General features: G+C 71.4%; 27 protein-coding genes and 1 tRNA gene. 16 read left to right on the top strand and 12 right to left on the bottom strand.

Translation table 11 applies throughout. The features are described 5' to 3' along the window. Window positions 1–3: 3 nt before the first annotated feature. Complete coding sequence (locus ACFY0I_RS15745) at window positions 4–2010, bottom strand: bifunctional glycosyltransferase 87/phosphatase PAP2 family protein (protein ID WP_388895113.1); 2007 nt, start codon at window positions 2008–2010, stop codon at window positions 4–6. A gap of 118 nt (window positions 2011–2128) precedes the next feature. Between ACFY0I_RS15745 and ACFY0I_RS15740 the strand changes: the two genes are divergently transcribed. Further along, on the top strand, window positions 2129–2461 hold the full coding sequence (locus ACFY0I_RS15740) for an antibiotic biosynthesis monooxygenase family protein (protein ID WP_388895110.1): 333 nt from the start codon (window positions 2129–2131) through the stop codon (window positions 2459–2461). 79 nt (window positions 2462–2540) lie between these two features. Here ACFY0I_RS15740 and ACFY0I_RS15735 read toward each other — a convergent pair whose 3' ends face one another. Beyond that, entirely contained in the window at window positions 2541–2936 is a 396-nt protein-coding gene (locus ACFY0I_RS15735) for a nuclear transport factor 2 family protein (RefSeq protein ID WP_388895107.1), read from the bottom strand. 180 nt (window positions 2937–3116) lie between these two features. On the opposite strand from ACFY0I_RS15735, the gene ACFY0I_RS15730 reads away from it, so the two are divergent. Next, entirely contained in the window at window positions 3117–3620 is a 504-nt protein-coding gene (locus tag ACFY0I_RS15730; protein WP_388895367.1) for a GNAT family N-acetyltransferase, read from the top strand. A gap of 102 nt (window positions 3621–3722) precedes the next feature. On the opposite strand, the gene ACFY0I_RS15725 is transcribed toward ACFY0I_RS15730, so the two are convergent. Beyond that, on the bottom strand, window positions 3723–5798 hold the full coding sequence (locus ACFY0I_RS15725) for a DHA2 family efflux MFS transporter permease subunit (RefSeq protein ID WP_388895364.1): 2076 nt from the start codon (window positions 5796–5798) through the stop codon (window positions 3723–3725). 699 nt (window positions 5799–6497) lie between these two features. Continuing rightward, entirely contained in the window at window positions 6498–6986 is a 489-nt protein-coding gene (locus tag ACFY0I_RS15720) for a hypothetical protein (RefSeq protein WP_388895104.1), read from the bottom strand. A 28-nt stretch (window positions 6987–7014) separates the two neighbouring features. Between ACFY0I_RS15720 and ACFY0I_RS15715 the strand changes: the two genes are divergently transcribed. Together ACFY0I_RS15715 and ACFY0I_RS15710 are read left to right on the top strand one after the other, a co-directional pair. Further along, window positions 7015–7188: a peptidoglycan-binding protein gene (locus tag ACFY0I_RS15715; RefSeq protein WP_388895101.1), complete on the top strand. Its 174-nt coding sequence runs from the start codon at window positions 7015–7017 to the stop codon at window positions 7186–7188. A gap of 135 nt (window positions 7189–7323) precedes the next feature. Continuing rightward, on the top strand, window positions 7324–8010 hold the full coding sequence (locus ACFY0I_RS15710; protein ID WP_388895098.1) for an HAD-IA family hydrolase: 687 nt from the start codon (window positions 7324–7326) through the stop codon (window positions 8008–8010). Between the two features lie 432 nt (window positions 8011–8442). Here ACFY0I_RS15710 and ACFY0I_RS15705 read toward each other — a convergent pair whose 3' ends face one another. Then, window positions 8443–8964, bottom strand: a complete 522-nt coding sequence (locus ACFY0I_RS15705; protein WP_388895361.1) for a DinB family protein — start codon at window positions 8962–8964, stop codon at window positions 8443–8445. A 398-nt stretch (window positions 8965–9362) separates the two neighbouring features. On the opposite strand from ACFY0I_RS15705, the gene ACFY0I_RS15700 reads away from it, so the two are divergent. The 4 genes from ACFY0I_RS15700 (at window position 9363) to ACFY0I_RS15685 (ending at window position 13463) form a co-directional block, all read left to right on the top strand. Further along, complete coding sequence (locus ACFY0I_RS15700; protein ID WP_388895358.1) at window positions 9363–10037, top strand: HNH endonuclease family protein; 675 nt, start codon at window positions 9363–9365, stop codon at window positions 10035–10037. Between the two features lie 101 nt (window positions 10038–10138). Next, window positions 10139–11800, top strand: a complete 1662-nt coding sequence (locus ACFY0I_RS15695) for an alkaline phosphatase D family protein (protein ID WP_388895095.1) — start codon at window positions 10139–10141, stop codon at window positions 11798–11800. A gap of 194 nt (window positions 11801–11994) precedes the next feature. Then, complete coding sequence (locus tag ACFY0I_RS15690) at window positions 11995–12606, top strand: DedA family protein (RefSeq protein WP_388895092.1); 612 nt, start codon at window positions 11995–11997, stop codon at window positions 12604–12606. Window positions 12607–12968: 362 nt separating this feature from the next. Next, window positions 12969–13463: a hypothetical protein gene (locus ACFY0I_RS15685; protein WP_388895090.1), complete on the top strand. Its 495-nt coding sequence runs from the start codon at window positions 12969–12971 to the stop codon at window positions 13461–13463. Window positions 13464–13708: 245 nt separating this feature from the next. Here ACFY0I_RS15685 and ACFY0I_RS15680 read toward each other — a convergent pair whose 3' ends face one another. Both ACFY0I_RS15680 and ACFY0I_RS15675 read right to left on the bottom strand, forming a co-directional pair. Further along, window positions 13709–13936 (bottom strand): DUF2277 domain-containing protein, encoded by a 228-nt coding sequence (locus tag ACFY0I_RS15680; protein WP_388895087.1) that lies wholly within the window; start codon window positions 13934–13936, stop codon window positions 13709–13711. Between the two features lie 15 nt (window positions 13937–13951). Continuing rightward, window positions 13952–14629 carry a hypothetical protein gene (locus tag ACFY0I_RS15675; RefSeq protein ID WP_388895084.1) on the bottom strand — a complete coding sequence of 226 codons (678 nt, stop codon included), beginning with the start codon at window positions 14627–14629 and terminating at the stop codon, window positions 13952–13954. Window positions 14630–14756: 127 nt separating this feature from the next. Between ACFY0I_RS15675 and ACFY0I_RS15670 the strand changes: the two genes are divergently transcribed. Both ACFY0I_RS15670 and ACFY0I_RS15665 read left to right on the top strand, forming a co-directional pair. Then, the gene (locus tag ACFY0I_RS15670) at window positions 14757–14831 is read left to right on the top strand and encodes a 50S ribosomal protein bL37 (protein ID WP_100661309.1); all 75 of its coding nucleotides are present in this window, start codon (window positions 14757–14759) and stop codon (window positions 14829–14831) included. Between the two features lie 319 nt (window positions 14832–15150). Further along, a complete protein-coding gene (locus ACFY0I_RS15665; protein WP_388895081.1) occupies window positions 15151–15624 on the top strand; it encodes a hypothetical protein in 474 nt (157 codons plus the stop codon). A 120-nt stretch (window positions 15625–15744) separates the two neighbouring features. Here the strand turns inward: ACFY0I_RS15665 and ACFY0I_RS15660 are convergent, their stop codons facing one another. Next, the gene (locus tag ACFY0I_RS15660; protein WP_388895078.1) at window positions 15745–16071 is read right to left on the bottom strand and encodes a GYD domain-containing protein; all 327 of its coding nucleotides are present in this window, start codon (window positions 16069–16071) and stop codon (window positions 15745–15747) included. Window positions 16072–16988: 917 nt separating this feature from the next. Between ACFY0I_RS15660 and ACFY0I_RS15655 the strand changes: the two genes are divergently transcribed. The 3 genes from ACFY0I_RS15655 (at window position 16989) to ACFY0I_RS15645 (ending at window position 20024) form a co-directional block, all read left to right on the top strand. Continuing rightward, window positions 16989–18176 (top strand): AAA family ATPase, encoded by a 1188-nt coding sequence (locus tag ACFY0I_RS15655; RefSeq protein ID WP_388895075.1) that lies wholly within the window; start codon window positions 16989–16991, stop codon window positions 18174–18176. Between the two features lie 3 nt (window positions 18177–18179). Further along, entirely contained in the window at window positions 18180–18782 is a 603-nt protein-coding gene (locus ACFY0I_RS15650; protein WP_388895072.1) for a hypothetical protein, read from the top strand. A 351-nt stretch (window positions 18783–19133) separates the two neighbouring features. Continuing rightward, on the top strand, window positions 19134–20024 hold the full coding sequence (locus tag ACFY0I_RS15645) for a tyrosine-type recombinase/integrase (protein ID WP_388895069.1): 891 nt from the start codon (window positions 19134–19136) through the stop codon (window positions 20022–20024). Between the two features lie 68 nt (window positions 20025–20092). Here the strand turns inward: ACFY0I_RS15645 and ACFY0I_RS15640 are convergent. After that, window positions 20093–20167: transfer RNA gene (locus tag ACFY0I_RS15640), tRNA-Val, on the bottom strand. A 105-nt stretch (window positions 20168–20272) separates the two neighbouring features. On the opposite strand from ACFY0I_RS15640, the gene ACFY0I_RS15635 reads away from it, so the two are divergent. The 3 genes from ACFY0I_RS15635 (at window position 20273) to ACFY0I_RS15625 (ending at window position 22672) form a co-directional block, all read left to right on the top strand. Then, entirely contained in the window at window positions 20273–21517 is a 1245-nt protein-coding gene (locus tag ACFY0I_RS15635) for a hypothetical protein (RefSeq protein WP_388895066.1), read from the top strand. A 265-nt stretch (window positions 21518–21782) separates the two neighbouring features. After that, a complete protein-coding gene (locus ACFY0I_RS15630; RefSeq protein WP_388895063.1) occupies window positions 21783–22334 on the top strand; it encodes a DUF4383 domain-containing protein in 552 nt (183 codons plus the stop codon). Window positions 22335–22447: 113 nt separating this feature from the next. Next, window positions 22448–22672 (top strand): zinc ribbon domain-containing protein, encoded by a 225-nt coding sequence (locus ACFY0I_RS15625; RefSeq protein ID WP_388895061.1) that lies wholly within the window; start codon window positions 22448–22450, stop codon window positions 22670–22672. Window positions 22673–22741: 69 nt separating this feature from the next. On the opposite strand, the gene ACFY0I_RS15620 is transcribed toward ACFY0I_RS15625, so the two are convergent. From ACFY0I_RS15620 to ACFY0I_RS15610, 3 genes are read right to left on the bottom strand one after another with little or no spacing between them, the layout of a single operon-like run. Further along, window positions 22742–23401 (bottom strand): O-methyltransferase, encoded by a 660-nt coding sequence (locus ACFY0I_RS15620; protein ID WP_388895058.1) that lies wholly within the window; start codon window positions 23399–23401, stop codon window positions 22742–22744. Beyond that, window positions 23398–24219 (bottom strand): HAD family hydrolase, encoded by an 822-nt coding sequence (locus tag ACFY0I_RS15615; RefSeq protein WP_388895055.1) that lies wholly within the window; start codon window positions 24217–24219, stop codon window positions 23398–23400. The genes ACFY0I_RS15620 and ACFY0I_RS15615 overlap by 4 nt, the downstream gene beginning before the upstream one ends. Continuing rightward, the gene (locus ACFY0I_RS15610) at window positions 24216–26741 is read right to left on the bottom strand and encodes a phosphoribosyltransferase (protein WP_388895341.1); all 2526 of its coding nucleotides are present in this window, start codon (window positions 26739–26741) and stop codon (window positions 24216–24218) included. Before ACFY0I_RS15610 ends, ACFY0I_RS15615 begins: the two co-directional genes overlap by 4 nt. Window positions 26742–26788 lie beyond the last annotated feature (47 nt).

The raw sequence follows: 26788 nt of genomic DNA, 5'->3' as shown, positions 1-26788 counted from the left end.
GATCTACGTACGGGCGGGGGCGCGCGTCTCCTCGGCGGCCGACGCGCGCTGCGCCGGCAGGCTCACCTGCACGCCCCGCGGGCCGGACAGGACGTGGACGAGGCCGAAGCCCGCGGCGACGACGGCAGCGCCGCCCAGCGCGTCGAGCACCCAGTGGTTCGCGGTGGCGACGATCGCGCACACCGTGATCAGCGGGTGCAGCACGCCCAGCAGCTTGTACCGGCCCTTCGGCGCGAGGACCACGATGACGATCCCGCACCACAGGGACCAGCCGAAGTGCAACGAGGGCATCGCCGCGTACTGGTTGGAGATCGCGGTCATCGCCCCGTACGAGGGGTTCGCCAGGTCCTGCACCCCGTGCACGGTGTCGATGAAGCCGAGGCCGGGCATCAGGCGCGGCGGCGCGAGCGGGTAGAGCCAGAACCCGAACAGGGCCAGGACGGTGGCCAGTCCGAGCGAGGCGCGGGCCCAGCGGTAGTCGCCGGGGCGACGCCAGTACAGGACGGCGAGGATGCCGAGCGGGACCACGAAGTGGAAGGAGGTGTAGTAGAAGTTGAAGAACGCCTCCAGCCAAGGGGTGTTCACCACGGCGTGGTTCACGGCGTGCTCGATGTCGATGCCGAGGACCTGCTCGATCCCGTGGATCCGGCGGGCGTTGCCCTCGGCGAGCGGGCGGCTGGTGGGGGCGGCGGCGCGGATGTGCGAGTAGAGCGAGTAGCCGACCCGTATCAGCAGCAGTTCCAGCAGCAGGTTGGGCCGGGACATCACCCGACGCCAGAACGGCAGCAGCGGCACCCGGGACCAGCGGGCCGCGGCGGGCCGCCCGTGGACGGTGGGGACCGGCTCGCGCCAGTGGGGCGAGGACCGCGGCAGGAACGGCACGGCGCAGGCCGCGGCGAGCGCCGCGAGGAGCGGCACGTTGTCCCGTACGGGAGCCAACGCGGCCATGTTCGGCAACAGCACGGAGCTCGGCAGGGTCATGGCGAGGACGACGGCGACGGGCCACACCCGCCGGTCCGCGGCCCGCTTGCCCACCTTGCCGGCCACCGCGAGGAGCACCCAGAGCAGTTGGTGGCGCCAGCCGGCCGGGGACACGGCGACGGCCACGCAGCCGGTGACGGCGACGGCGAGGAGCAGTTGCCCGTCGCGGGCGTAACGGGCCGCGCGGCGCAGACCGAACCAGGTGACGGCCGCGGCGAGGGCGAGGTACAGGCCGATCTCGGCGGGGCCGCCGAGACCGAGGCGCAGGAGGGCTCCGTGGAGGGACTGGTTGGCGAGGCTGCCGGGGGTTCCGCCGAGGCCGGTGCCGACGACGTGCTCGACCCAGTACGTCCAGGAGTCGCGCGGTAGGGCGGCCCAGGACAGCGCGGTCGCCCCGACGAAGGTCACGGCTGCGGCCTGCGCGGCGGGCCGCCGGCCGGTGAGCCACAGCAGCGCGCCGAAGAGCAACAGGGGCGGCTGGAGGGCGGCCGCGAGGCCCAGGAGGAAACCGGCGGGGCGGTCCCCGGGCACCCGGAACACGGCGAGCAGCACCAGCAGCACGGGCAGGACGGCCGTCTGCCCGGGGGAAGCGGCCTCGCGGACGGGCAGCGACACCATCATCGCCGCGACCAGCACGGGCGCGGCCAACAGCGCGGTGCGACGCGGCACGGGGTCGGGCAGGCCGCGCGCGGCGACCAGCCCGATCCCGGCGACGAACAGCAGGGTCACGCAGGTCCAGGCCACCTCGAGGGAGGGCGCGGCCAGGCCGGTCAGCGGCTTCAGGACCAGCCCGGCGAAGGGGGTGCCGGTGAACTGGCCCTCGTCGTAGAGCGAACCGGGCAGGCTGGTGGGGAGGTGGAAGCCGCTGAGCCACTCGGCGGGAGGCACGCGCAGCACGGCGGTCGCCTGTCTGACGGCCAGCACGCCCGCGAGGCCCCACAGGAGCAGACGCGCCGCCCCCAGTCTGCCGCTACCGCTTATGACCCCGGCATGTCCGTTCGCACCGCCGCGCTCCGCCGTGTTGGCCACGCCTCGCCGTCCTCCCGCCAGTCCACCGCAACCCCGACTTCGCCCGGCTGCCGTGCCTCGTACCGCGTTTCCTCACCGGGACGACGATATCCCCCGCGCGATCCCTAGGATGGCGTCCATGAGCATCGTGAAGATCAACGCCCTGACCGTGCCCGACGAGCAGCGCGAGGTCCTGGAGAAGCGCTTCGCCTCCCGGGCGGGCACCGTGGAGAACTCGGACGGGTTCGAGTGGTTCGAGCTGCTGCGGCCGGTCGAGGGCACCGACCAGTACCTCGTGTACACGCGGTGGCGTTCGGAGGCGGATTTCCAGGCGTGGATGGAGGGCCCCATGAAGGCGGCCCACCAGGGCGGCGACTCCGCCGCCGGTGGCGAGCGTCCGAAGCCGGCGGCCTCGGGCTCGTCGGTCTGGTCCTTCGAGGTGGTCCAGCAGGCAGCCCCGAAGCAGGCCTGATCGGGGGGTGCGGCCGGCCGGGGGGAAGGCCTGACCCCGGCCCGTCGGCACCCACCACCACCGCGCGGCCGGCGCGTCGTCACGACCAGAACGCGTCCGACTCGTCCAGGTCCTCCACGCACTCGTCGATGTCCGTGATCTTCCCGCCGACGATGGTGAAGAAGAGCCCTTCGTGCAATTCGATGCCCCGGTCACCCCGGTCGCCGCGCATGAGGTGGAACGACATCACGTGCCCCCGGCCGTCCGCGAGGACCCGGTCCAGGTCGAGCCGGAGGGTGCCGTTGGTTTCCTCGCCGAGCCGACGGTAGAGGTCCAGGACCGCCTCCCGCCCCTTGTGGTGCCCCGAGAGCGGACTGTTGCCCGGCACGTGGTGGATGACGTCGGCCGTCATCAGCGAGCCCAGCGTCTCCATGTCTCCCTTGCCGAAGGCCTCGTAGCCACGACGCACCAGGGCACAGTTCGGATGCTCCGACATGACCCTCACACCCTCCATTTGCCGTATTTTCACCTTTCCTCATCATCGGCCCGTGCCTGTGGATATTCCACGCGGGCGACGCGAGGGGCGGCCCACAATGGCGCCATGGACACCAACACGATCATCACGACCACCCCCACGACGCCCACGACGCCCACGACGCCCGCGACCTCCATCACCATGACCACCCTGACCACCGCGCCCGGCACCTGGCTCGTGGTCCAGGAACCCTTCGCCACCCCGGACGCGACCACCCTGCGCCGCGCGTACTACGCCGAAGTCGCCGGCCGGTACTGGAAACGGGCCGTCACCGTCGCCGAAATAGACCAGGGCATGCTGGACTTCCCGGCGGACGACCTCGCCCCACCCTCGGGTCGCTTCCTGGTCGGACGGCTGGACGGGGTACCGCTCTCCTGTGGCGGCGTACGCCTGATCGACCCCGTCACCGCCGAACTCACCAGGGTGTACGTCGACCCGCGCGCTCGCGGCACCGGCGGCGGCGCGGCCCTGCTCGCCGCCCTGGAGGCGGCCGGTCGGTCACTGGGCGCCGAGCGGGTCCGCCTGGACACGCGTTCCGACCTCGTCGAGGCCCGAGCCCTGTACGCGCGGCACGGGTACCGGGAAATACCGGCCTACAACTCCGGGCCGTACGCCGAGCACTGGTTCGAGAAGCCCCTGATCTGACCTGACCGGCTCGGCCGGCCGGCCGGCCGAGCCGGGCGGGGCCGGGCCGGCTCATCCGTCCGGCCCGCCGGCCGACCCCGACCCCGACCCGAGCACCGGCTCTCAGTGCGCGGAGTGGTCCCGACGCGGCAACGTGTCGTAGGGCTCCTCCGCGTCGGACCCGCACAGCTCGCGGTTGATCTCCGCGACCAGCTTCACCAGGTCGGTCGGGCGGTCCGGCCCCCACCAGTCACCGAGCAGTTCGGCCAGGGATTCCTGCCGGGCGTCGGACAGCCGGCGGGCGGCCACCCGCCCCCGGTCCGTGAGGATCAGTGCGAGTCCGTCGCGGGAGGCCAGCCCGCGCTCCTCGACCTGCCGGGCCGCTTCCGTGATGGCCCGGAGCGGAACGATGGTGCGTTCCGCGAGCACCGCCGGTTCGGCGGAGCCGTACTTGTTGATCCGCAGCAGCAGCCAGCTGGCCGCGGGGAGCAGGTCGTAGCCGGCCTTCGCGGTGATCTTCTCGTAGACGTGCCGTCTCCCCTCGCGGGTGCCCAGAACGGACAGGGCTCGGGCGACCTCCTCGTGTGAGGAGCGGTGAACGGGGTTGGAGGCGAGCGTCTCCGTCACGTCCGGTGCGGTGACGGAGCCGCGGAGCTTGTCCTCCTTGAGGAACCAGGCGATCACGAAGGCGATCAGCACCACTGGCACGGCATAGAGGAACACGTCGGTGATGGAGTCGGAATAGGCGTCCAACACCCGGGTCCGCACCTCGGGCGGCAGCGTGCCGATGGCGCGCGGATCGGCCTCCAACCGGGCGGCACTCGCTCCTGCCGGCAGCGTCACGCCGGCCAGGGCGGAAGCGAGCTGATCACCGAGCCGGTTGGTGAAGATCGTCCCGAAGATGGCGACGCCGAAGGAGGCTCCGATGGAACGGAAGAAGGTGGCGCCGGAGGTGGCGACGCCGAGGTCGGCATAACTGACCGAGTTCTGCACGACCAGGACGAGCACCTGCATGACCAGACCGAGTCCCGCACCGAAGACGAAGAAGGACACGCCCATCACCAGGTCGGAGCTGTCACGGTGCAGCTGGTGCAGGAGCAGCAGACCGATGGCGGTGATGCCGGTGCCCAGGATGGGGAAGACCTTCCACCGCCCGGTGCGGCTGACGATCTGCCCGGAGCCGGTGGAGGCGATGAGCAGGCCGATCACCATCGGCAGCATGTGGACGCCGGACATGGTCGGCGAGATGCCCCGGACCACCTGGAGGAAGGTCGGCAGGTAGACCATCGCGCCGAACATCGCGAACCCGATGATGAAGCTGATCACGGAGCAGAGGGTGAAGGTGCGGATGCGGAACAGGCCGAGCGGCAGGACCGGTTCGGCCGCCCGCCGCTCCACGACCACGAAGCACACCAGGAGCACGGCGCCGAGGACGGCGAGCCCGATGATGCGCGCCGATCCCCAGCCCCACGTACCGCCGAGGGAGGCCACGAGCACCAGGCAGGTGGCGACGCACGCGATGAGGAAGGTGCCGAGGTAGTCGATCGTGTGGCGGGAGGAACGGGCCGGGATGCGCAGGGCGGCGGCGATGACGACGAGCGCCACGAGACCGATCGGGAGGTTGATGTAGAAGACCCAACGCCAGGAGAGGTGGTCCACGAACAGACCGCCCAGCAGCGGCCCGAGCACGCTGGTCGCGCCGAACACCGCGCCGAACAGGCCCTGGTACTTACCGCGCTCCCGCGGCGGGACGATGTCGCCGACGATCGCCATGGACAGCACCATCAGTCCGCCACCGCCCAGACCCTGGAGGGCGCGGAACCCGATGAGCTGCGGCATGTTCTGAGCGAGGCCACAGAGGGCCGATCCGACCAGGAAGATCACGATGGCGTACTGGAAGAGCTTCTTGCGTCCGTACTGGTCGCCGAGTTTGCCCCACAGCGGAGTGGCCGCCGTCGCCGCCAGCATGTAGGCGGTGACCACCCACGACAGGTGATCCATGCCGCCCAGTTCACTGACGATCGTGGGGAGCGCCGTGGAGACGATGGTCTGGTCGAGAGCGGAGATCAGCAGGCCCAGTAGCAGGGCCCCGATCGAGACGAGCACCTCGCGGGAGGCGTGCTCGGCGCCGGGACCGGGGTCCACGGCGGGCGTGGTCACTTCCTGAGCCATCGGCTCCTCCTCGGGCCGGAACAACATCTCCATCCTGAGCGGTCTGTCCGGTTATGGCCCGTCGGGCGGGTTGGGGGAGGCCTGAGGGGTCTGCATAATCGCAGGCATTGGCCAGGGAGGGGTACCAGTGAGCGCTGAGCGCTGTCCAGAATGCGGCGCCGTGAGCGTCGAATGCCGGTGCACGCCGGGGGTGGGATTCAACCCGCTGCGCATCCGCCCGTACGTGGCGCTGCCGGACCATGGGCGGGCGGCGGCGGACCCGGCGTCCCCGCAGCCCGTCCTGGGCGCGGTCGCCCAGCCCTCCGGCGCCCCTGACCGGCCGCCGTTCCCCTCCGACCCGCCCCCACCGGGCGCGTCCGCGGAGCAGGGCCCACCCAGCCCTGCTCCGGTACCGGGCGCGGCCACGCCGGCCCCGGCGCCGGGGCCGGCCACGCCCCCGCAGCCCGGGCACGCTCCGCCCCGACCGCCCGAACACGCCGGCCCGCCGGCGTCCCCGCACCCGGCCGCGACGCCGAACCCGACCCGGGCCTCGACCCCGGCGCCGGGCCCGGCTCAGGCACCAGCTCCCGGCCCCGGCCCGGCTGCGCCCCCGCCCCCTGCCCCGCCCGCCGCTCCTGGCCCCGAGGGGGAGGCCACGACGCTGCTGCCGCTCGTGCCACCGGCCGGCCCGTCGGAGCCTCAGCCGCACACCCCCGCGTACGGGATACCCGTACTGGCCTGGCCGGATCAGACCGTCCAGCTGCGGGCCGTTCCCCCGCACGTCGCACCCGGCGCCCGGTCCGCCCCGCCCGCGCAGGCCCTGGGCGGCGCCGACCGGGAGACCGGGAAGCGTTCCCGGCGGCTGGTGCTGCCCCTGCTGGCCGGTGTCGGCGCACTGGTCGTGGCGGGCGCGGCGGCCGTGGCCCTGGGGTTCACCGGCTCCGGGACGGACGACCGGGCCCTGACGGACCCGAAGCCGTCGGCCCCCGCGGTCAGCGTGGTCCCGGTCGATCCGACCGGCCCTTCGGAGGGGGCGTCGAGTCCGACGCCGAGCCCGTCCTCGTCGGCCTCGCGGTCCGCTTCGCCGAGCGCGTCCCGCTCCGCGTCGACGTCCGCCTCACCCAGCACGTCCCGTTCGTCGGCGCCGCCCAGCACGACCCCGTCGGCCTCCGCCAGCCGCTCCGCCAGTCCGCCCCAGTCCTCCGCGCCGCCACCCCCGGCCGCCCTGGCGCCCACACTGCGGTACGGCGACTCCGGCGCCGAGGTGGAGAAGCTGCAGCGACTCCTCGCGGAGCAGGGGCTGTACCGCGGCAGGCTGGACGGCAAGTTCGGCCGCTCGGTCCGTAACGCCGTCGAAGACCTCCAAGCGGAGTTCGGCATCCACGACGACCCCTGGGGTGTCTACGGCCCGGCGACCCGGCGAGCTTTGGAGGGATAGGTCACGTCCCTCGCGGTGGCGCGGACCGCCCCGCGTTTTGTATCGTGTGGGAACAAAGTGGTTCCGTCCTCATCCCCTGACCGGGGGACGGAACCACTTGTTCTCTTTTGCCCCGCCCCGTCTGGAGCCCCTCCCATGCCGGCCAGCACCATCGCCACCCCTGTCGTCCTGACCGCCAAGGCCCTGCTGCTGGACATGGACGGCACCCTCGTCAACTCCGACGCGGTGGTCGAACGCTGCTGGCGCGAGTGGGCGGTGTCGCACGGGCTGGACCCGCACGAGGCGCTGAAGGTGGTCCACGGCCGCCAGGGCTACGCCACGATGGCCATCCTGCTGCCGGAGCGACCGATGGAACTCAACTACGCCGAGAACACGGTGATGCTCGCCCGCGAGACCGCCGACACCGACGGCGTGGTCCCCATCGGCGGCGCCCCCGAGTTCATGGCGGCGATCGACGCCCTGCCGCACGCCCTGGTCACCTCCGCCGACGCCGCACTGGCAACGGCCCGGATGACGGCCGCCGCACTGCCGATGCCGCGGGTGCGCGTGACCGCCGAATCCGTCTCGGCCAGCAAGCCCGACCCCGAGGGCTTCCTCAAGGGAGCCGCCGAACTGGGCATGGACCCGGCCGACTGCATCGTCTTCGAGGACTCCGGCGCGGGCATCGCCGCAGGCCTCGCCGCCGGCATGCGCGTGATCGGCATCGGCCCCCGCGCCGCCGCACACGGCCCGACGGCCCACGTCGCCGACCTGACCGCGATCCGCGTGGACACCACCCCGGACGGCGCCATCCACCTCACCCTCACCCCGCCCACCGCCTGAAGCCACCAGGGCGCCCCGACCACCCCTCTCCCCGCCACATCACCACCGAAGCCGCACGGAGCCGCAACGACCTGACCGACGCGACGACCCGAACCAAGGGCAGCGCGACGACAGGCCGCCCCGCGGCAGCACGGCAGCGGCAGCCGGGCCCATGCGGCAGCACGGCAGGGCCTCAAGGCAACGGCCCGGCACACACGGCCGCACGGCAGCACGGCAGCACGGCAGCACGGCAGCACGGCAGCACGGCAGCACGGCAGCACGGCAGCACGGCAACGCCCCGGGACCCGCGGCAGCACGGCCGCGGCCGAGGTCCGATCCGGACCGTGCAGCGGGTGACGATGGCCCGCCGCCTCCGACTCGCCCCGCCCCGCCCGCCTCCCGCCCGCGCCCCCGTCGACCGGGGGAGCGAGTGCGCGCGGCGGCGGCCCGCCGCTACTGCCCCACGCGCCCGTCGACGCACTCCCGCAGGAGATCGGCGTGGCCGTTGTGGCGGGCGTACTCCTCGACCATGTGCACCAGGACCTCGCGCAGTTGCATCGGCTCCTCGCCACCACGTCCGGCACCATCGAGGTCGGGGGCCCGCGCGACCAACCGTTCGGCGAAGGCGACCTCCGCCCGCCAGGTCGCCCACGCCTGCGCGACGACCTCCGGGTCGGCGACCGCACCGGTGAATTCGCCGTCGCGGTCGTCGGCCGAGCGGTAGTGACGGCGTATCACCTCCCCCGCCATCACCTGCCGGAACCAGTACTGCTCGACCCCCGCGAGATGCCGCACCAGCCCCAGCAGCGACAGGTTCGACGGCGCCACCGACCGGCGGGCCATTCCCTCGGCGTCGAGGCCGGCGCACTTCATCTCCAAGGTGAGCCGCTGGTCGCGCAAGTAGCCGACGAGCACGTCCCGTTCCCCCTGGAAGCCGCCGTCCGAGCGGGCGTCGTCACCGGGGTGGACGAACATGTTGGACCAGCCGAAACGACGGTCGGGCACAGGTGTGATCACGCGGGCGAGCGTGCCCTCGAATCCCTGTGGCCCGCAAGGAGTTTTCCCATCGGGGCGCCGCGTCCGCCCGCCCGGCCCCCGTTGCACCGCGCTGCACGACACGGCCGAAACCTCACCATCGCCCCCCGCGGAGCCACTCCTGGCACCCCGAATGCGAGTTTGACCCCGCCTTGCCCCTCCCCCGTGTGCGGAATCTCAACTTCCCCTTGAGTAAAAGGTCTTGGACTCCTTGATGTGACGTGCGCATGTCGGCACCCTGTCACCTGGCGCCCACCCGGACGACACCCCACGGCGCCAGCATGGCCGCGTCCCGCCGGGGCAGCACGGCCACCACCCCCCGCACCCACGGAGCCCTCATGGCCCTCGCCTCCTTCCGCACGCCCTCCCTCTACGCGCGTAACGTCGGCCGCGCCGGAGTCCTCGCGTCGGCGGTCGCCCTCGCCTCGCTCACCTCGCTCGTCAACGCCCCCGGAGCCCTGGCGGCTCCCCCCACCCCCATCAGCGCGTCGGCCGCCCGCGCCCACCTGGCCACGGTCACGCCCGCGGCGGAAGGTTCCACCAGCGGTTACAGCCGCGACCTGTTCCCGCACTGGAGCACCGTCTCCGGCAGCTGCAACACCCGCGAGACCGTCCTCAAGCGGGACGGCGTGAACGTCGTCCAGGACTCCTCCTGCGCCGCCGTCAGCGGGAGCTGGTACTCCGAGTACGACGGCGCCACCTGGACCGCCGCGTCCGACATCGACATCGACCACATGGTCCCGCTCGCCGAGGCCTGGCGCTCGGGCGCCAACTCCTGGACCACCACCAAGCGACAGCAGTTCGCCAACGACCTCACCCGCCCGCAGCTCATAGCGGTCACGGACAACGTCAACCAGGCCAAGGGCGACCTCGACCCCGGCAAGTGGCTGCCCTCGCGGACCGCCTACCGCTGTACCTACGCCCGCATGTGGGTCCAGGTGAAGCAGTACTGGGGCCTGCGCATGGACTCCACCGAGAAGACCGCTCTGACGAACGTCCTCAACGGCTGCTGACCCCTCACCCGAACCGGCCATTTCTCCCCCGCCAGGGGGAGGCCACGCCCACCCTCCACCCCGTACCGTGATCACAGGGGATGCCGACAAGGGGGATGGGGATGGCCGGACTGCGTCTGGGGCCGTTGCTGCGGTACGTGGACTGGGACACGGGGGGTTCCGCCACCATATGGGTGGAGGCGGACCGCCCGTGTACCGCCGAGGTGCGCTGCGCCGATGGGGCCGGCGGCAGCACCCGCACGTTCCAGGTTTCGGGCCACCACTACGCGCTCGTCCCCGTGACCGGCCTGACCCCGGGGACCACCACGGCCTACGAGGTCCTGCTCGACGGGGTCCTCGTCTGGCCCGTGGCCGACAGCGCCTTCCCTCCGAGCACCGTCAGCGCGCCGGCGGTGGGCGGCGGCTCCGGCCGGCCCGCGCCGGGGGTACGGGTCACCTTCGGCTCCTGCCGACAGGCCGCACCGCCCGCCGATCAACGCGGGCCGCACGGCGCCGACGCCCTCGACACGCTCGCGGCCCAGCTGGCGTCCGAGCCGGAGGCCGTCCGGCCTGACGTCCTGCTGTTGCTCGGCGATCAGGTGTACGCCGACCAACTGTCACGGGACACCCGGCGGTGGCTCGCGGCCCGCCGCGACCTGCGCGAGGCACCGGGTGCGCAGGTCGCGGACTACGAGGAGTACACCCGGCTCTACTACGAGTCCTGGCTCGACCCCGAGATCCGCTGGCTGCTGTCGACCGTTCCCAGCCTGCACATATTCGACGACCACGACGTGATCGACGATTGGAACACCAGCGCTGCCTGGCTGGCGGAGATGCGCGCGACGCCGTGGTGGCCGGAGCGGGTGCTCAGCGGGCTGATGTCGTACTGGGTGCACCAGCACCTCGGGAACCTCTCCCCCGCCGAGCTGGCTGCGGACCCGCTGTACGCGGCGGTCCGGGCCACCCCGGACGGTACGGACGTGCTGCGCACCTTCGCCGCCCGAGCCGACGCCGACCCGGCCTCGGTGCGCTGGAGCTACCGGCGGGACTTCGGCCGGACGCGGCTGCTGATGGTCGACACCCGGGCGGCCCGGGTACTGGCCGAGGACGGCCGCGCCATGCTCGACCCGGCGGAGCAGCACTGGCTCCGGGAGAACGCGCTGGCGGGGCACGGCGGGTACGACCACCTGCTGATCGGGTCCTCGTTGCCGTGGCTGATGCCTCCCCTCATCCACGACGCGGAGGTGTGGAACGCCGCCCTGTGCCGGGGCGAGCGGGGTCCCCGGTGGGCGCGGATCGGAGAGGACCTGCGGCGGCGCAGCGATCTGGAGCACTGGGCGGCGTTCCCGAGTTCGTTCGAGGCGCTGAGCGATCTCATCGAGGAGGTCGGGACGGGCCCGCGCGCCCCGGCGACGGTGTGCGTGCTCTCGGGGGACGTCCACCACGCCTACGTGGCCGAGCCCCGAATACCCAGCACCTCGCGGGTGTTCCAGCTGACCTGCTCGCCGGTGCACAACTCCATCCACACAGCGGTGAAGCTGGGCTTCCGGCTGGGCTGGTCTCGCGTGGGCCGATGGCTGGGCCGGGGCTTCTCCCGGCACGGCCGCACGGGTCGGCCGCCGCTCAGCTGGCAGCGTACGGGCGGCCCGTGGTTCGGCAACCAGCTGATGACGCTGGCGCTGGCGGGCCGGAGCGCCCGACTGCGGCTGGACCAGAGCCGCAAGGGGCGGTCGGGGGCTCGCCTGGTGGCGGTGCTGGACCGTGAACTCACCGATGCGGAGTAACACCGGCCGCTTCGCGTACGACGGGCACGGGCGGCGGCGCCCGGTGCCCGCCCGGGCCGGGGTGGCCCGGAGCCACGTCATCACGGCCGCCCCGCGGCTCCGCGGGGCGGGCTCCGGGCGTACGCTGTATGGCTGTCAAGCCGCCCCTGCCGCTCCCCGCGACGACGCGGCGCTTCGGACTGGGGAGTTCCGCTTTGCTTGAGACGCTGGGGTCGCTGACCGCGAGCCCATGGATCTATGTCGTGGTGGCGGTGTCGGTCGTGCTCGACGTGTTCCTTCCGGTGCTGCCGAGCGGCATGTTGGTGATCATGGCTGCGGCCGCCGCGGCAGCCGCGGGCGCTCCCGCCGAGGTCCCGGACATCCTGGCGCTGCTGGTCATCGCCACGACCGCCTCCGTACTGGGTGACATGGCCGCGTACCGGCTGGCAAGGCGCGGCGGAGCCCGACTGGACCGGGCCATCGCCCGCTCACGTCGGCTGACCCGCGCCCACGAACGCCTCGGCTCCGCGCTCGCCCGGGGCGGCGGCGCCCTGGTGGTGATCGCCCGCTTCGCCCCGGCCGGCCGCTCGGTGGTGTCGCTGGGCGCCGGCAAGACGCAGCGCAAGGTGATGGAGTTCCTGCCCTGGTCCGTACTGGCGGGCATGAGCTGGGCCGGCTACAGCGTGGCCTTGGGCTACTACGGCACCCAGTGGCTGGGAACGACCTGGCTCGGTGGCGCGGTCTCCCTGATCGCCCTGTTCGCAGTCGGCTCCCTGGCGGCCTACCTCATCCGCCGCCCCCCGGAGTCCCCCGCCCCGGCAACATAGAACGCCGGTCCCACTCCGGCCGAGCCGCCGCTGCGCCTCCTGTACGCCGCCCCGAACCGCGGCGTCCGCAGGGGCGTCCCGCCACCCCTCCGAGCCCCCGACGCCGAAAGACGGGTCCACCGCGCCACCCCGAGGCCACGGCCCGGGCACCGGTCCCCGAACCACCACGGGCAGCCCGACCACCGCGCGTACCGCGCCCGCCCCGGGAGTAGCCCGAGTGGGGCACTCGGTCACCCGTTCACCCGGCAGCGATCGCCGCGTCCGGGCGGGGCTTCTAGCGTCCAGAGCACGGCGTGCAACCGAATCCGCGTCACATCCGTGCCCTGGCCGCGCCGTTTCGAGGAGCCCGAGGAGTTTTCTCCATGACCCGCACGCGCAACCGGCACCGCCTGGCAGGGGTCGCGGCCGCGGCACTCGCCGTCGCGGCCGTCACCCCGGCCACACTCGCCGCCGCCGCACCCTTCGCCACCGTCTCCCCCGGGACCGTCGCTCCCGGCGCCCGCGTCAGCCTCAACATCGAGGGCTGCGGCACCAAGACCGGCCGGGCCACCTCCCGCGCCTTCGGCGACGTGACGCTGACCCCGGGCAACCTGGAGGCGACCAACCTCTTCGGTGCCGCCACCGTCTACCGCGACGCCGTCGCCGGCTCCCACCCCGTCACCTTCGAGTGCGGCGGCACGGGCGGCCAGCGCGTCACCGTCGCCCTCCAGGTCGCCTCGGGCGCCGCCCGCGGCGGCGTGGGCGGCAGCATCGGTTCGATCAGCAGCGGCCAGATCGCCATCGGCGGGGCGCTCGCCGCGGGCGCACTCGGCGCCGGCGTGTGGGTGCTGCGCCGCCGCTCGACGTCCGTCGGCTGAACCGACGCGGGGCACACCGGCGGCTCCGCCGATCGGCCGGTCAGCCGGTCGATCGGCCCACCACCCGACCGAAGGGCCACCACCGGCCCCGAACCGACCCCGTCACCACCCGACGCACGCCGACCCAGGGCCGGGGCACCCCCGGCCCGAGGTGCGATTCCGGCCTTGCGGCCGACGCGGGGAACCCGCCCGGCCAAGGCCGGACAGCGCCAGGCGGACAGCGCCGGGCGGTCAGACCGTGGCGGTCACGCCTCGGCGGCGGCCCGCCCCCGTACGTGCACCCCGTCGAGCAGCACTCTCGTCGCCTCCGCGACGGCGTCCACGGCGGCGTCGAAAACCTCCCGGTTGTGCGCGGCGGGCGCCCGGAACCCGGACACCTTCCGTACGTACTGGAGCGCGGCCGCGCGAATCTCCTCCTCGGTGGCCTTCTCGGGGATGGCGGGCGGGCGCAGGGTCTTAATGGAGCGGCACATACCTCCATCATGGCGCTACCGCGGCAGCTCGGCCCCGGACAATTTCATGATCAATCCGGCCTGGAGTCGCGCCCTCAGCCCCGGATCGGCGACCTCCTCCAGCAATCCGATCGCCTGCTGCGTGCTCTCGGCGGCCCGCCGGTCCTCACGGAGGGAGGCCGTTTGCGCGGCCATGTGCCGCAGGGCGATGTCGGCCCGCCGGTGGAACAGCTGCCCGATCAGGGTGACGACCACGCCGACCGAGCTCGTGACCACTCCTACGTACGCGTCCCCCGAGCTCTCCGCCTTCCAGACCGCCAGTCCGACACCGAAGAGCAGCACGGCCGCCCCGATCGCCGAGAACAACTGGCTGGTCGCGAAGCTGCTGCGGGCCTGGGTCAGTCCGTAGGCGTAGTACTCGACGAGGATCGGCGTGAAGTCGTCGCGTCGGTCGCCCAGTTCGGCATGACCCCGCCGGCTCGCCCCGGCGTCCAGGAACCGTGGATCACCCGCCCTCGACCCACCCGCCCGCGACTCACCCGCGCTCGGCCCACCGGCCCCCGCTACGACTTCCAGGGACGCGAGCAGCCGCGCCCGCTCCTCGTCCCGCCTCCGCTCGAACCGGTCGGCGCCCAACCACCCGAACACCACCGGCCCGGCGACCACCAGCACCCCCGCCCCGATCGCCCAGAGCCACTCCCCCACACCGGTCACGTCCCTCACCCCCATCCGGGGATCCCCGTCACCGGGCGCGGGAAACCCACCCGCCCCTGATGCGGGCCGCCCGCCCCGAACCTAGACTGGCGATCGCCCGAATTGTCGGTAATGAGGGAGACGCTCCATGGCCAAGCGAGGAAACAAGCGCCGCGCCCGCAAGAAGAAGAAGGCCAACCACGGCAAGCGCCCCAACGCCTGACCCCGAGCCCCCCGCCGTGACCGACGGGGGGCCTCCTCATCCACCGTCACGTCCTGCGCGCAGGCCGGCCTTCGCACCCGTGCGCGGCCCGTGCACCCGTACCCCCCTTGCGCTCCCCGCCCGGCGCCCACACCTTGGGAAGGACGTGGCTCGGCGTTCCGCCAACGCAGGGGGAGGGCGACGCATGCAGGCTTCGGTGTCACTCTGGGCCAGGAGAACGTTCGGCGGCGCGGCGGACCGGCTGGCCGAAACCATCCCGACCTGCCTCGTGGAAGCCCACGCGCGGGCCCGTCTCGCCCACGAACAGGTGGGTACACGCATGCAGGAAGCGTACGGTCACGGCCTCCACGCGGCGCAGTACGAGACCCTCGCCGCCGGCCTGGCACCCCTCGACGGAGCGACTCCCGTACGGCTGCAAGGCCGGACGCTGATGGCCATCGGCGGCAACGCGATCCTGCCCATCCGCTACGCGAAGAGGGACCTCCCGGTCACCGAGGCCCAGCTCCGCAAGGCGTACGGCCTCCGGGCCGACCTGATCCGACGCCACGGCCCGAAGCCGACCCAACTGACGCTCGACCTCGGCATCGAAGGACTCGACGAGGAGAACCTGCACCCGGACGTGGCACTCCTCCCCCCGGACCTGCGCCTGACCGTCGTGGCGTACGCCTGCTCGATGGAGCAGGGCGTGATGAGGGTCGAATGGGGCTCGGCCGGTCTGCTGCACGGAAACCGCCACCTCTTCTGGCACCACCACGAGCCGCTCCTCCCCCGAGCGAACCCCCGCGCCGCGTAGACCGACGCCCGCATCCGGTACGCGACGCCGGCACCCTGCTCCCGAATCCCGCTCCCCCTCTTCCACTAGCCCGCCGGGAGCCATCACCAAGGGCCCCCGCGCCCACCTCAAGCCCCCCGCCTAGGCGCCGGGCGCCCGGTACCGGACCCTTTCGACCGTGCGCAGGGCGTCCAACGTCTCGTCGACGGTGAGCAGAACCGTCGTCTCGAACGAGCTGAGCGCCCCGCCACCACTGATCGCCAGGGCGACGGCCGCCATGGACACGTTGTCCGGTGCCTCCCAGAGGTTGTAGCCGTCGTGCGTGCCGAAGGCGTACCAGAAGCCGTGGAGCTTCCCGCCGACGGACTCGATGTACGACCGAGCGGCCTCCGACCGGTCCTCGGGATGGCCGGTCAGCCGCGCCCAGGTCTCCGGCGTGTAGCTGAACCGCGACAGATAGAGCGGCACGAGATCTCCCTTCCATTCCGTCAAGGAATGCCCCCGCGCACCAGGCACCCACCGAAGGCGCCCGCATCTCCCCCGAACGGCCGGAAACCCGCCCACGCGGCCGAAAACCCCCGCGCCTCAATCGGCGGCGTGCTCTCCACCGGACGGCCGGACTTTGCCCGAACCCGCTTCGGAACTGTCGACCCACCATGATTGGTTGGGGGCTTCCACTGGTGGGCGCAGACGGTTTCGAACCACCGACATCTGCTTTGTGAGCTCGCCCAGGACGGGCGCAGCGACGGCCGTGTCCGGCCCGCAAAGCATCTACGCGACCGGCTAGAGCTACTGGCATGCGCCACCATTGATGTCAGTTGCGGATGTCAGCCGCTAGTCGACTGCCGCCCCACTTCTTCTTCCGGAGCTCGCGCATCTGGCCTCAGCCGCCTTTCCCTACGTCGCTCCACCTCACACTTCGACCATTTGCCCTGATGGTCCTGGCATCGAGAGCTGTTCATGATCGCAGGCCTCGCACGGAGAAGATTCTTGGTCGTCGGCGCCCCACACCTGGGCTGAGTCAGCGTGCCACCACCTCCTAATTTCAGCGACGATCTGCCCCCGGAACGGTCCCGCCGACCGCAGCGACCTGCCAGGCGCAGCAGCACGGACGGGAGCACTACGGTCACACGGACCCGGAGGTACCTTGCGTAGGGAGTCTTAGGTCCTCAAGGGGCCAGATGATGTCTACGCCGCATCCCTCGTTCCGTATGTGGCCGGCACCCGTTCCGCACTCAGCCCGGGGGCACGCCGACTCAGGGCATCCGACCGTTGCCCTCAGAGGGCACTTACCCAGAAAACTAGCGTTTTCAGCCGAACCACATCCTGGAGCGCTATCATCCGTATTGCAGTGACGAGAGCCTTGAACAAGCCAGGATGGATTCGTGAGTCAGGTGGATTACGACGATGAGCATGAGCCGTTGGAGCGCCGAAGCATGCGTTTCACGAGTCTCCAGGTGGCAAACTGGCGAAATTTCACCAGCTTCTCCGTAGGCCTACGTCAGCGAATGTTCCTTGTAGGACCCAACGCAGCCGGAAAATCAAACTTTCTCGACTGCTTCCGGTTTCTGTCCGAGATCGTTTCGGTGGGCGGCGGCTTTGAAGCCGCTGTAGCCAAACGCGGCGGAGTGAGCATGATTCGCTCCTTTGCAGCTCGACGCTATCCATCCATTTCACTCAAAGTAACACTAGGGAATGACGTCATTCCGAACGAGTGGAGCTATGAGCTTAAATTCAAGCAGGACAATAATAGACGTCCCGTTATTGAATCAGAGGTGGTTCAATACAGGGGTAAGGACATCCTTCGCAGGCCAGACTCCGGGGATCGTAGCGATGCAGAGCGCCTCCGCCAAACACACCTAGAGCAGGTGAACGTCAACCGGAAATTTCGGGTCGTCTCTGAGTTCTTCGCGAGTTTGAGCTACATGCACATCGTTCCCCAACTCGTACGAGAGCCCGACAGATCAGTCGGCAAGAAGAACGATCCGTTTGGGGGCGATTTCCTGGAACAGATCGCCCGCACCCCGAAAGCCACGCGAGACGCTCGTCTTCGCAAGATCGTCGACGCACTAAAGGTGGCAGTGCCGCAACTGCAGAAACTGGAGCTGGAGTCAGACATCCGCGGCGTCCCCCACCTGAAGGGCAAGTATCAACATTGGCGCCCCAACGGTGCATGGCAGACGGAGGACCACTTCTCCGACGGGACCCTTCGGCTGCTCGGGCTCCTCTGGGCAGTAGCAGACTCCAGAGGCCCCCTGCTCCTGGAGGAGCCTGAACTTTCACTCCATCCAGAGGTCGTCCGAAATATCCCGCAAATGTTCGCCAGGGTTCAGAGGAAAACTTCGAGACAGATCCTGGTGAGCAGCCATTCGCCGGAAATCCTAAACGACTCGGGAATTGGCTCAGATGAGGTCCTAATTCTGGTACCCGAGTCCGAAGGGACGGCAGTTTCACTCCTGTCTGACGATGGACAGGTTAATCTGATGCGCGACTCCGGCGTCCCCCTTGGGGATATCCTAAAGGAGTTCACAGCCCCGGAAGAGGCTGGGCAACTTAGCTTCTTCGTGGGGTGATCAGTGAGCAAGGTGACCATCGCTGTAGAGGGCATCTCAGACGAGGGAGCCGTCCGCGCCATCCTCCGCGAGTTTGGCCTGTCCGTTGGGATGACCCAAGGAAAGAGCGGCAAATCATCACTTCTTAAAAAACTCCCGGCCTATAATCAGGCGGCCAAGTTCATGCCTTGGTTTGTGTTGGTGGACATGGACTCAGTGGACGCCTGTGTCGTCGCCAAGGTACGCGAGTGGCTCCCCTCACCTGCAGAGCTAATGACTTTCAGGGTGGCGATTGCAGAGCTTGAATCGTGGCTACTCGCCGACCGTGAAGCCATAGCAGATTTTCTTGGTGTCGCAGTAAGTAAGATCCCTCGCAACCCAGACACACTGCGCGATCCGAAGCAAGAGATCATAAACCTGGCAAGGAAGTCACGAAGAAGAGATGTCAGGGAAGGGATCGTCCCCCGGCAGGGAAGTGGTGCATCCGTTGGGCCAACTTATGCGTCTGACATTCGGGACTTCGGTATGCGACTTTGGCGACCTCGAATTGCAGCTGAATCGTCGCCGAGCTTGGCCCGTTGCTTGGAGAGCGTTGAACAGCTGGCCAATAGAATAGCGAATGCATAAGGTGGTCGACCCCTTGCCATCCCGTCTTCCGTCAACCACACGGAGCGATAATGGGGCAGGCCTCTGGGGCCCAGGTCGTTGGTTCGTCCAGCAGGGCGCTCCACCTGGGCCCCAGAATCCTGGTCTGCTATGGCTTGCCTGGGTCTACGGCAGACTGGATGGCACCTCCCCGCCACAACCCGGCCCGCAGCCGCACGGTGGCCCGGTCATCCCGGAGCCTGAGCACCCCCGCCGGAGGCATGTCTTTGAGCGGCTGATGGCGGACTCGTCGGTGATGCTGCCGTCCATGACGGAGTACAACCAGGGCTACCGCTTCGTCCCGCGTCACGCCGTGAGGAGTTGGCGGCCGTCATGTCTGCGGACTTGGGGGCCGAGTACGAGGTTCACGTGCTCCTTTACCTGGTGCCGCTTCTGGGCTCGAAGCGAGTGGAGTTCCTAGGCGTGGGGGACGTCCGGCGGGTCCTGGTCCAGCTCCAGAAGACGACCAGCGCCGCGACCGCGAAGGAGTCCCACCGCGTCCTGCGGACCGCTCTCGCCGCGGCTGTCCGTGAAGAGCTGGTCACCCGGAACGTCGCAACGCTGGTCGAGCCGCCGAAGGTTGAAGCCCGGGACCTCTCCCCCTGGAGCCTCCAGGAGACGTTGGACTTCCTTGCCGCCGGCCGCAAGGACCCGCTGTTCGCCGCCTTCGTGCTGGCGATCGCACTCGGTTTCCGGCGTGGTGAGATCGTCGGTCTGCGATGGGAGAACGTGGACCTGGACAAGCGCGAGATCCGGGTCCGGACCCAGCGGCAACGCGTCGGGGGCGAAGCCTACGAGGACGACCCCAAGGGCAAGCGGCGCCGGCAGACTCTCCCCCTGCCCGGAATCTGCGTCGCTCCCCTGCGCTGGCAACGGATGAAGCAGGCGGAGATGCGGGCCAAGGCCGGCGACGCCTGGCAGGAGACCGGATACGTGTTCACCACCCGAACCGGACGGCCCATCGAGCCGCGGAACGTCTATCGGTCCTTCACCCGCGTGGCCAAGGACGCCGGTCTTCGGGTGATTCGGCTGCACGACGCGCGGCATGGGACGGCCACCTTGTTGACCGCCGCCGGCGTGCCGCCCCGGGTCGTGATGGAGATCCTCGGGCACTCGCAGATCGCCGTCACCATGAACGTGTACGCGCACGTCGTCCAGGACACTCAGCGCGAGGCCATCGGGCACATGGACCGGCTGTTGAGGCAGCGCCCCGGCCGTCCCTGACCGCTCCCGTTGATGTCAGATGTGGATGCAAAAGGCCCCCCGCCATGATCGGCGAGGGGCCTTTTTGCTGGTGGGCGCGGACGGTTTCGAACCGCCGACATCTGCTTTGTAAGAGCAGCGCTCTACCCCTGAGCTACGCACCCGTGGATGAGTGGACAGCCTACATGGACGGCGCACCCCCCACGCAAACCCGTTCCGGTGGGGGAGAATGGACCGGGGCATGGCGGACGGGGCACGGGAGAGGGATTGTGACGACGGCATCCCGGCGGTGGTTCGGCGGGCGGGACGAGAGTCGACGGGCGGACGCGCAGGCGGCGAAGGATGCCGCGGCGGCCGCGTTCTACGAGCTGGACACGGCGCAGCGGGATCTGCGGATCTCCATCGAGACCATCGCCGCGGCGGACGGGTCGCCGGCGGCCCGGCAGGCGACCGACGGGTTCGCCGCGCTGGGTGTGCGCATCGACCAGGTGAGCCAGGTGTACATCGAGGCGGTGGACGCGCACGACCTGGACCGGGTCGATCTGGAGGGGTCCGTCGCCGCGCAGGCGCGGGAGCAGCTGACGCGGGCCCGGGACGAGCTGGTGCGGGTCCAAAAGGAACTGGAGCGGTTCGCGCAGGGGCTGCAACCGCTGCTGGACAAGGCGGAGACGCAGCTGGCCCGGGTGGCGCCGGCGCGCGAGCGGGCCAGGGCGGCGCTGCTCGCGGCGAGTGACGCGCTGGACGCGGTGCGCGCCAAGGGCATGCGGGCCGATGACCTGGCGGCGCGACTGGCGGCGCTGGGCCCGGAGCTGACGAAGCTGAACCAGGGGGCGGCGCAGCACGGGGTGCAGGAGACCGTGCAGCGGGCCGACCGGATCCTGCGGGACGCGGAGGGGGTACGTGCCGAGGCCGAGCGGCTCCCGGAGCGCGCGGCGGAGATCGACCGGCGGCTGGTCAGCCTGCGGACGCGGGCCCAGGCGCTGCGGAACCGGGCGGACCGGGTGGATCCGGTGCTCAGCGAGCTGAGGCGGCGGTTCAGCGCGGCGTGCTGGCAGGACCTCCAGCAGGTCCCTGACGAGGCGGTACGGGACGTCGCGCGGGCCGAGGACCGGCTGGCGGAGGCCGCCCGGGCGCGGGACGAGCAGCGGTGGGCGGACGTAGGGGCGGCCATCGAGGCGGTTCGGGGTTCCCTGGACGCCACGGACGAGGCGGTGTCGGCGGCGCAGGACCGGCTGGACCGGCTGGAGGCGGTGGCGCGGGACCCGCAGGCGGAGGTGCAGCGGACGCGGTTCGCGATCCGGGACGCGCAGCGCCTGGCGATGGCGGGCCGCAGCGTGCCCGATCCCCGGCACGCCCGGCCGCTGGACGAGTCGGTGGCGCGGGTCGAGCGGGCCCTCGCGGGCCTGGAGGGGCGGCACCCGGACTACTGGGCGTTCCTCCAGGAGATGGAGGACGTACGGGCCTCCGTGAACCGGGTCGTGAACGAGATCCGGGCGGAACGCGGACACGCCTGATCGGAAACGTGACCCGAGCGCAGCGGCAGGGGAGGCGAGCCCAGCGGCAGGAACGCACGGCCGGGGCCGATCCGAACGGGCAACACGGACGCGGACGCCGCAACGGTCAACCCGGCAGGCCCGGCAGGCCCGGCAGCCAACGCGAACGGACACGGACGTCGGAACGTACGCCCCCGGTCGGTCCGACCCCGCCCCTCCCGGTTGTCCCCCACCCCCGGTCGGCGGATCCTGGAGGGACGGGCGGCCCGAGGCAGAGGAGGCCGTGATGGTTTCGCACGCGGCGCCGCGCATTCCCCGGCCGGTGGGAGCACGGCTGAACGAGCACCTTCCGGTCGACCACAAGCTGAGCAAGGTGTACCGGGTGGGTGCGGGGTTGACCGGTCTGCTGCTGGTGGTGTTCGGGGTTCTGGGGCTGATCGACCGGATCGGGTTCTTCGACACCGGCGGCGACACGGTCGCCGGCCTCAACACGAACGGCGCGCTCAGCGTGCTGTCGATCCTGGTCGGGCTGTTGCTGTTCGGCGGGATGGTGGCGGGCGGCAACGTCGCCTCGACCCTGAACATCGTGCTGGGCCTGCTGTTCATCGCGAGCGGGTTCGTGAACCTCGCGTTGCTCGACACCGGGCTGAACTTCCTGGCCTTCAAGATCCCGAACGTGCTGTTCAGCTTCGTCGTCGGCGTGATGCTGATGTGGTTCGGCATGTACGGGCGGGTCGGCAGCGCCCTGCCGCACGACAATCCGTACTGGCGCGCCCGCCACCCCGAACAGGCCGCGCGCGAGGCGCGGGCGGCGGGTCGCAGGGGTCCGGACCGGTAGGCGGCTGCGAGGGTTGCCGTTGACCCGATGCGGGGGCTCCGGTGTGTCCGGGGTTCGGTGTGTCCGGGGTTCGGGGATACCGGGATGCCGTCCGGCCGCATAGCCTGGTGTGCATGCCCCGTTACGAGTACCGCTGCCGGACCTGCGACGACACCTTCGAGGTCAGCCGTCCCATGGCCGAGTCGTCCGCTCCCGCCGACTGCCCCGCCGGTCACGCCGACACCGTCAAGCTGCTCTCCGCCGTCGCGGTCGGCGGCAGCGGCGGCTCCGCCGCTCCCGCCCCCGCGATGGGTGGCGGCGGCGGGGGCGGTTGCTGCGGCGGCGGCGCCTGCGGCTAGGCCCGCCTCAGCCTCCCCGAAGCCTCCCCCGCCCCACCCCCTACCGCCCCGCCGCCCACCTCTCCACGGCTACCGCTTGCGCGACAGCGTCAGCCCGTCCGAGATCGCCAGCAGGACGGATTCCATCCGGGAGTCGGCCGCGACGTGCTCGTTGAACGCGTGCACGCTCGCGCCCCGGCTCTCCGGGGACCCGTCGAGGACGGTCCCGTGGAACAGGGTGTTGTCCGTGACGATCAGGCCGCCCGGGCGGAGCCGCGGTACGAGTTCCTCCCAGTAGAGGATCTGGCTCTGCTTGTCGGCGTCCACGTACGCCAGGTCGATGTGCTCCTGCGCCGGCATCGCGCGGAGCGTGTCGAGCGCGGGCGCGATGCGCAGGTCGATGCGGTCGGCGACGCCCGCCGCCTCCCAGGCCTCGCGGCCGTACGCCGTCCACTCCTCCGACACGTCGCAGGCGATGAGGCGGCCGTCTGCCGGCAGCGCCTGGGCCATCGACAGGGCCGAGAAGCCCGTGAAGGTGCCCACCTCCACGATGTGCCGGGCGCCCGTGAGCCGGACGAGGAAGGCCAGCAGCGGCCCTTGTTCCTGCGCCGACTGCATGCCCGCCGACTGCGGGAACTTCTCGTAGGTCGTGGCGACGAGCCCCCGCTGGACGTCGTCCAGCGGGGGGTTGTGCGCCAGGACGTACTGGTAGAGCTCGTCAGTGATCTTGGTGCTGTTGCCCTTGGTCATGCGGTCAGTGTCGCAACCGTCCCGCCGAACGCGCGGATGATTTCCTCACCTGCCAGCACACCGGCCGTCGTCAGTGCGGTCACCGACGGCGCCGTCCACTGCGCGTCGGCCAACTCGCCGTGTCCCGGCCGCCAGCCGCGGTCCGCCGCGAGCAGCAGGTCGGCGTCCAGGAGGGAGTCGCCCGCGGCGAGCGTCGTGGTCGCACCCGTGCGGCGGGCCACCTCGGCCATCGCGGCGCTCTTGGTGAGGGGCCGCGGAACGGCGTAGATCTTGCGGCCCTGGAGGGAGACCCCCCAGCCGCGCGCCTCCGCCCATGCGGCGAGGGACTTCAGCCATTCCTCGGGGACCAGCGCCCGCTCGACGACCAGGTACGCGAACAGGTCCTCGGCGATCCGCGCCTTGCGCAGCCAGGCCGGGTCCGACACCGCGAGGAGGTGCTGGTGGACCTCCTCCAGGGGGGCGCACTCCTGCGCGAGGCGTCCGGCCACCGCCCGCCGCCAGTCCCGGTCGGGAACGCCGTCCACGAGCAGCTGCCCGCCGTTGGCGCAGATCGCGTACGGGGCCGGGCGGCCGGGGAAGCGGATGCGCTGGTACTGCTTGCGGGTCCGGGTCGTCGTGGGGACGAAGACCGCGGCGGGGTTCTCGGTCAGCTCCGCCAGCAGGGCGGCGGCCGTCTCCGTCATGAACGACAGCGGCTTGCTCTCGTGCACCTCGACGCACAGCAGCCGGGGGGCCACCGGGTCGGGCATGGTCAGGCCGAGGGCGGCCGCCGAGTAGATGAGCGTGCGGTCGAGGTCACTGGCTACGAGGACAGTCACTTGGCGGACACGGCCTTTCCGTCGGCGCCCGTGGCGCCGCGCGTGAATCGGGGGTGGATGAGTCCTACACACGTGTAGGGCAGTCCGTCGACTTCCTCGACCGGAACCCCGCGCTGCTCGGCGAGCAGACGTACGTGGTCCAGGTCGGCTCCGGCTCCGCGCTGGGCGAGGATCTTCCACGGGACGCGGCGCAGCAGCACCCGCGTGGTCTCGCCGACGCCGGGCTTGACCAGGTTCACGTCGTGGATGCCGTACTCCTCGCTGATCCGCTCGACTGCCGCCCAGCCCACCCAGGTGGGGGTGCGGTCGGCCGCGAGCAGCTCCTTGACCTCGTCGTCGACGGCGTCGGCGACGGCGTCGAAGCGGGCCGCGACGGCGTCGACGAAGCCGACGGAGACATCGGCTCCGGCGAGTTCGCGGTAGAACTTCGCGCCGTGGAAGTCGGCGGGCCCGACCAGGTCGGACCTCAGCACCGTACGCGAGACCAGTCCGGAGACGGTGGAGTTCAGGCAGGCCGAGGGGATCAGGAAGTCCTCGCGGGTGCCGTACGTACGGACGCACGAGCCGGGGTCGGCGAGGACGACGATCTCCGGGTCGAAGCCCGGGAACGCGGCGAGGGCGTCCTTCAGCTCGCGGGTGATGGCTCCCTTGCCGGTCCAGCCGTCCACGAAGACGATGTCGGCGGGGTCGTGGTGCGCGGCCAGCCAGCGCAGCGCGTTGGTGTCGATGCCGCGTCCGCGCACGATGGAGACGGCGTAGTGCGGCAGGTCCAGGCCGTGCCGGGCCTGCGCCCAGCGGCGCATCAGCACGCCGACGGGGGTGCCCGCGCGGGCCAGGGAGACGAGTACCGGGGAGGGCGAGCGTTCGGCGAGCACGGTCTCGGTGACGGTCCCGACCGCCCGGGCTATCCGGGTCGCGGAGCCGGCCAGGGCGCTGCGGTAGAGCTCCTGGTAGGCGTCGGTGGGCTGGTACTCGACCGGCAGGGACTCTGCGTAGTGCGCGCCGCCCGCCTGGATGGCCTCCTCCCGCTCCTCGGTCGGGGCCTCCAGCTCGACGCCGGAGAGGTCCTGGAGCAGCCAGCCGACGTCCTGCGCGGCGTACGAGGAGAAGGCGGGGCCGCGCAGCGGTTCGGGCAGGGTCGGCTCGGTCATGCTCGGCTCCCGCCGGTCGGATGCGTGGGACGACGGTACGTACGACGGTACGACGGCCAGCAGGACCCGGCCCGTGTGCGGGGCGAGGGCGGCGAGCAGTCCCGTGCGCAGCTCGGGGGTGTCCCCGGCCGAGTCGACGACGGCGACGACGGCGTCGAAGCCGGTCCCGTCCGTGCGGGCGACGTTGTAGGCGTAGCGGTCGCCGGGCCCGTCGGCCGGGGCGTCGTGGGCGGGGAAGACCAGCCGGGTGCGGATGGCGTAGCCGGGGTCGTCGACGGCCAGCACGGGCGAGCGGGTCGTGGTGGAGAACCGCACCTCGGCCGCCGCCCCGGAGCGTTCCAGGGCCAGCGCGAGCCGCAGCGGCGCGTACATCAGCTCCTCGTTGCCGAGTACGAGGACCCGCCCGGGTTCCGCGCCCAGCGCGTCGGCGAGCCGGCGGGCGAGCCCGGGCAGGGCCGCCTCCAGGGCGGCGCGGTGCGCGGGGGTGAAGCCGTGCCGACCCCCGTCGGGGACGCCGGCGGGCCAGTCGAGCGCGACCCGCTCGACGGGAGCGACGAAGGCACCGGAGCCGGCGGCGGCACCGGCCGACGCACCGGCCGACGCACCGGAGCCCGCGGCGGCACCGGTGGCGCCCGCCCCGTCCTCCCCCGCACTCTCGTACCGCTCGACCAGCGCCTGCCCCTTGCCCAGGACTCCCTCCGGGAGGGAGACCGTGCCGGCGGCCAGGGAGATCAGGTCGACGCGGGCGCCGATCTCGGCGGCGAAGTCGGTCAGCCGGTCGCGGTCCGCGGCCGAGCGCATGTCCACGAGGGCGACGACCACGTAGTGCGGTCGGGGGTGGCGGGCGTGCAGGTCGCGGATGGTGTTCAGGACCGTGTTGCCGGTGGAGAACTCGTCGTCGACGAGGACGAGCGGCCCGTTGCCGGCGAGCAGCAGCGGGTCCTCGGGGAGCAGCAGGTGGGAGGTGGCGTGCGAGTGCGCCTCCTCGAAGCCGCCGGCGGGTTCGACGCCCGGTACGGGTCGCCGGGTGGAGTGCAGGTAGGGGGCGGTGCCCAGGCCGTCGGCGACGCAGTGGCCGAGGCCGGTCGCGGTCTCGGCGTACCCGAGGACCACCGCCGCGGCGGCCGCCTCGGCGCCGAGCAGCTCGCGCACCCGTTCGCCGAGGCCGTACCCGGCGGCGTGGACGACCGCCGGGGACTGCGGGACGTGCTTGCCGAGCACCTGCGACACCAGTAGGTGGGCGCGCTTGGGGTTGCGCCGCAGGGCGAGCCCGAGCAGCTCGTCCAACGGTGGCTGCGCCGGGTCTCCGCCGGCTTCCAGGGCAACGCCCAGCCGGTCCGCGACCCAGGATCCCGTCCACACCTCGTCGATCGTCTTGCCCTTCTCCGTAGGAAGCTCCGCAGTGGGAGGCTCCGTCC

This window comes from Streptomyces sp. NPDC001568 (assembly GCF_042893755.1).
Taxonomy (GTDB): Bacteria; Actinomycetota; Actinomycetes; order Streptomycetales; family Streptomycetaceae; genus Streptomyces.
The sequence above is the reverse complement of the archived record's forward strand: the minus strand, read 5'-3'. Positions and strand labels throughout refer to the sequence as shown.

Excerpts from the sequence above, each read along its gene's own strand:
- ACFY0I_RS15740 (WP_388895110.1), top strand. The coding sequence starts at position 2,129 with ATGAGCATCGTGAAGATCAACGCCCTGACCGTGCCCGACGAGCAGCGC.
- ACFY0I_RS15735 (WP_388895107.1), bottom strand. The coding sequence starts at position 2,936 with ATGTCGGAGCATCCGAACTGTGCCCTGGTGCGTCGTGGCTACGAGGCC.
- ACFY0I_RS15730 (WP_388895367.1), top strand. The coding sequence starts at position 3,117 with ATGACCACCCTGACCACCGCGCCCGGCACCTGGCTCGTGGTCCAGGAA.
- ACFY0I_RS15725 (WP_388895364.1), bottom strand. The coding sequence starts at position 5,798 with ATGTTGTTCCGGCCCGAGGAGGAGCCGATGGCTCAGGAAGTGACCACG.
- ACFY0I_RS15710 (WP_388895098.1), top strand. The coding sequence starts at position 7,324 with ATGCCGGCCAGCACCATCGCCACCCCTGTCGTCCTGACCGCCAAGGCC.
- ACFY0I_RS15705 (WP_388895361.1), bottom strand. The coding sequence starts at position 8,964 with ATGTTCGTCCACCCCGGTGACGACGCCCGCTCGGACGGCGGCTTCCAG.
- ACFY0I_RS15700 (WP_388895358.1), top strand. The coding sequence starts at position 9,363 with ATGGCCCTCGCCTCCTTCCGCACGCCCTCCCTCTACGCGCGTAACGTC.
- ACFY0I_RS15695 (WP_388895095.1), top strand. The coding sequence starts at position 10,139 with ATGGCCGGACTGCGTCTGGGGCCGTTGCTGCGGTACGTGGACTGGGAC.
- ACFY0I_RS15685 (WP_388895090.1), top strand. The coding sequence starts at position 12,969 with ATGACCCGCACGCGCAACCGGCACCGCCTGGCAGGGGTCGCGGCCGCG.
- ACFY0I_RS15680 (WP_388895087.1), bottom strand. The coding sequence starts at position 13,936 with ATGTGCCGCTCCATTAAGACCCTGCGCCCGCCCGCCATCCCCGAGAAG.
- ACFY0I_RS15665 (WP_388895081.1), top strand. The coding sequence starts at position 15,151 with ATGCAGGAAGCGTACGGTCACGGCCTCCACGCGGCGCAGTACGAGACC.
- ACFY0I_RS15645 (WP_388895069.1), top strand. The coding sequence starts at position 19,134 with ATGTCTGCGGACTTGGGGGCCGAGTACGAGGTTCACGTGCTCCTTTAC.
- ACFY0I_RS15630 (WP_388895063.1), top strand. The coding sequence starts at position 21,783 with ATGGTTTCGCACGCGGCGCCGCGCATTCCCCGGCCGGTGGGAGCACGG.
- ACFY0I_RS15625 (WP_388895061.1), top strand. The coding sequence starts at position 22,448 with ATGCCCCGTTACGAGTACCGCTGCCGGACCTGCGACGACACCTTCGAG.
- ACFY0I_RS15620 (WP_388895058.1), bottom strand. The coding sequence starts at position 23,401 with ATGACCAAGGGCAACAGCACCAAGATCACTGACGAGCTCTACCAGTAC.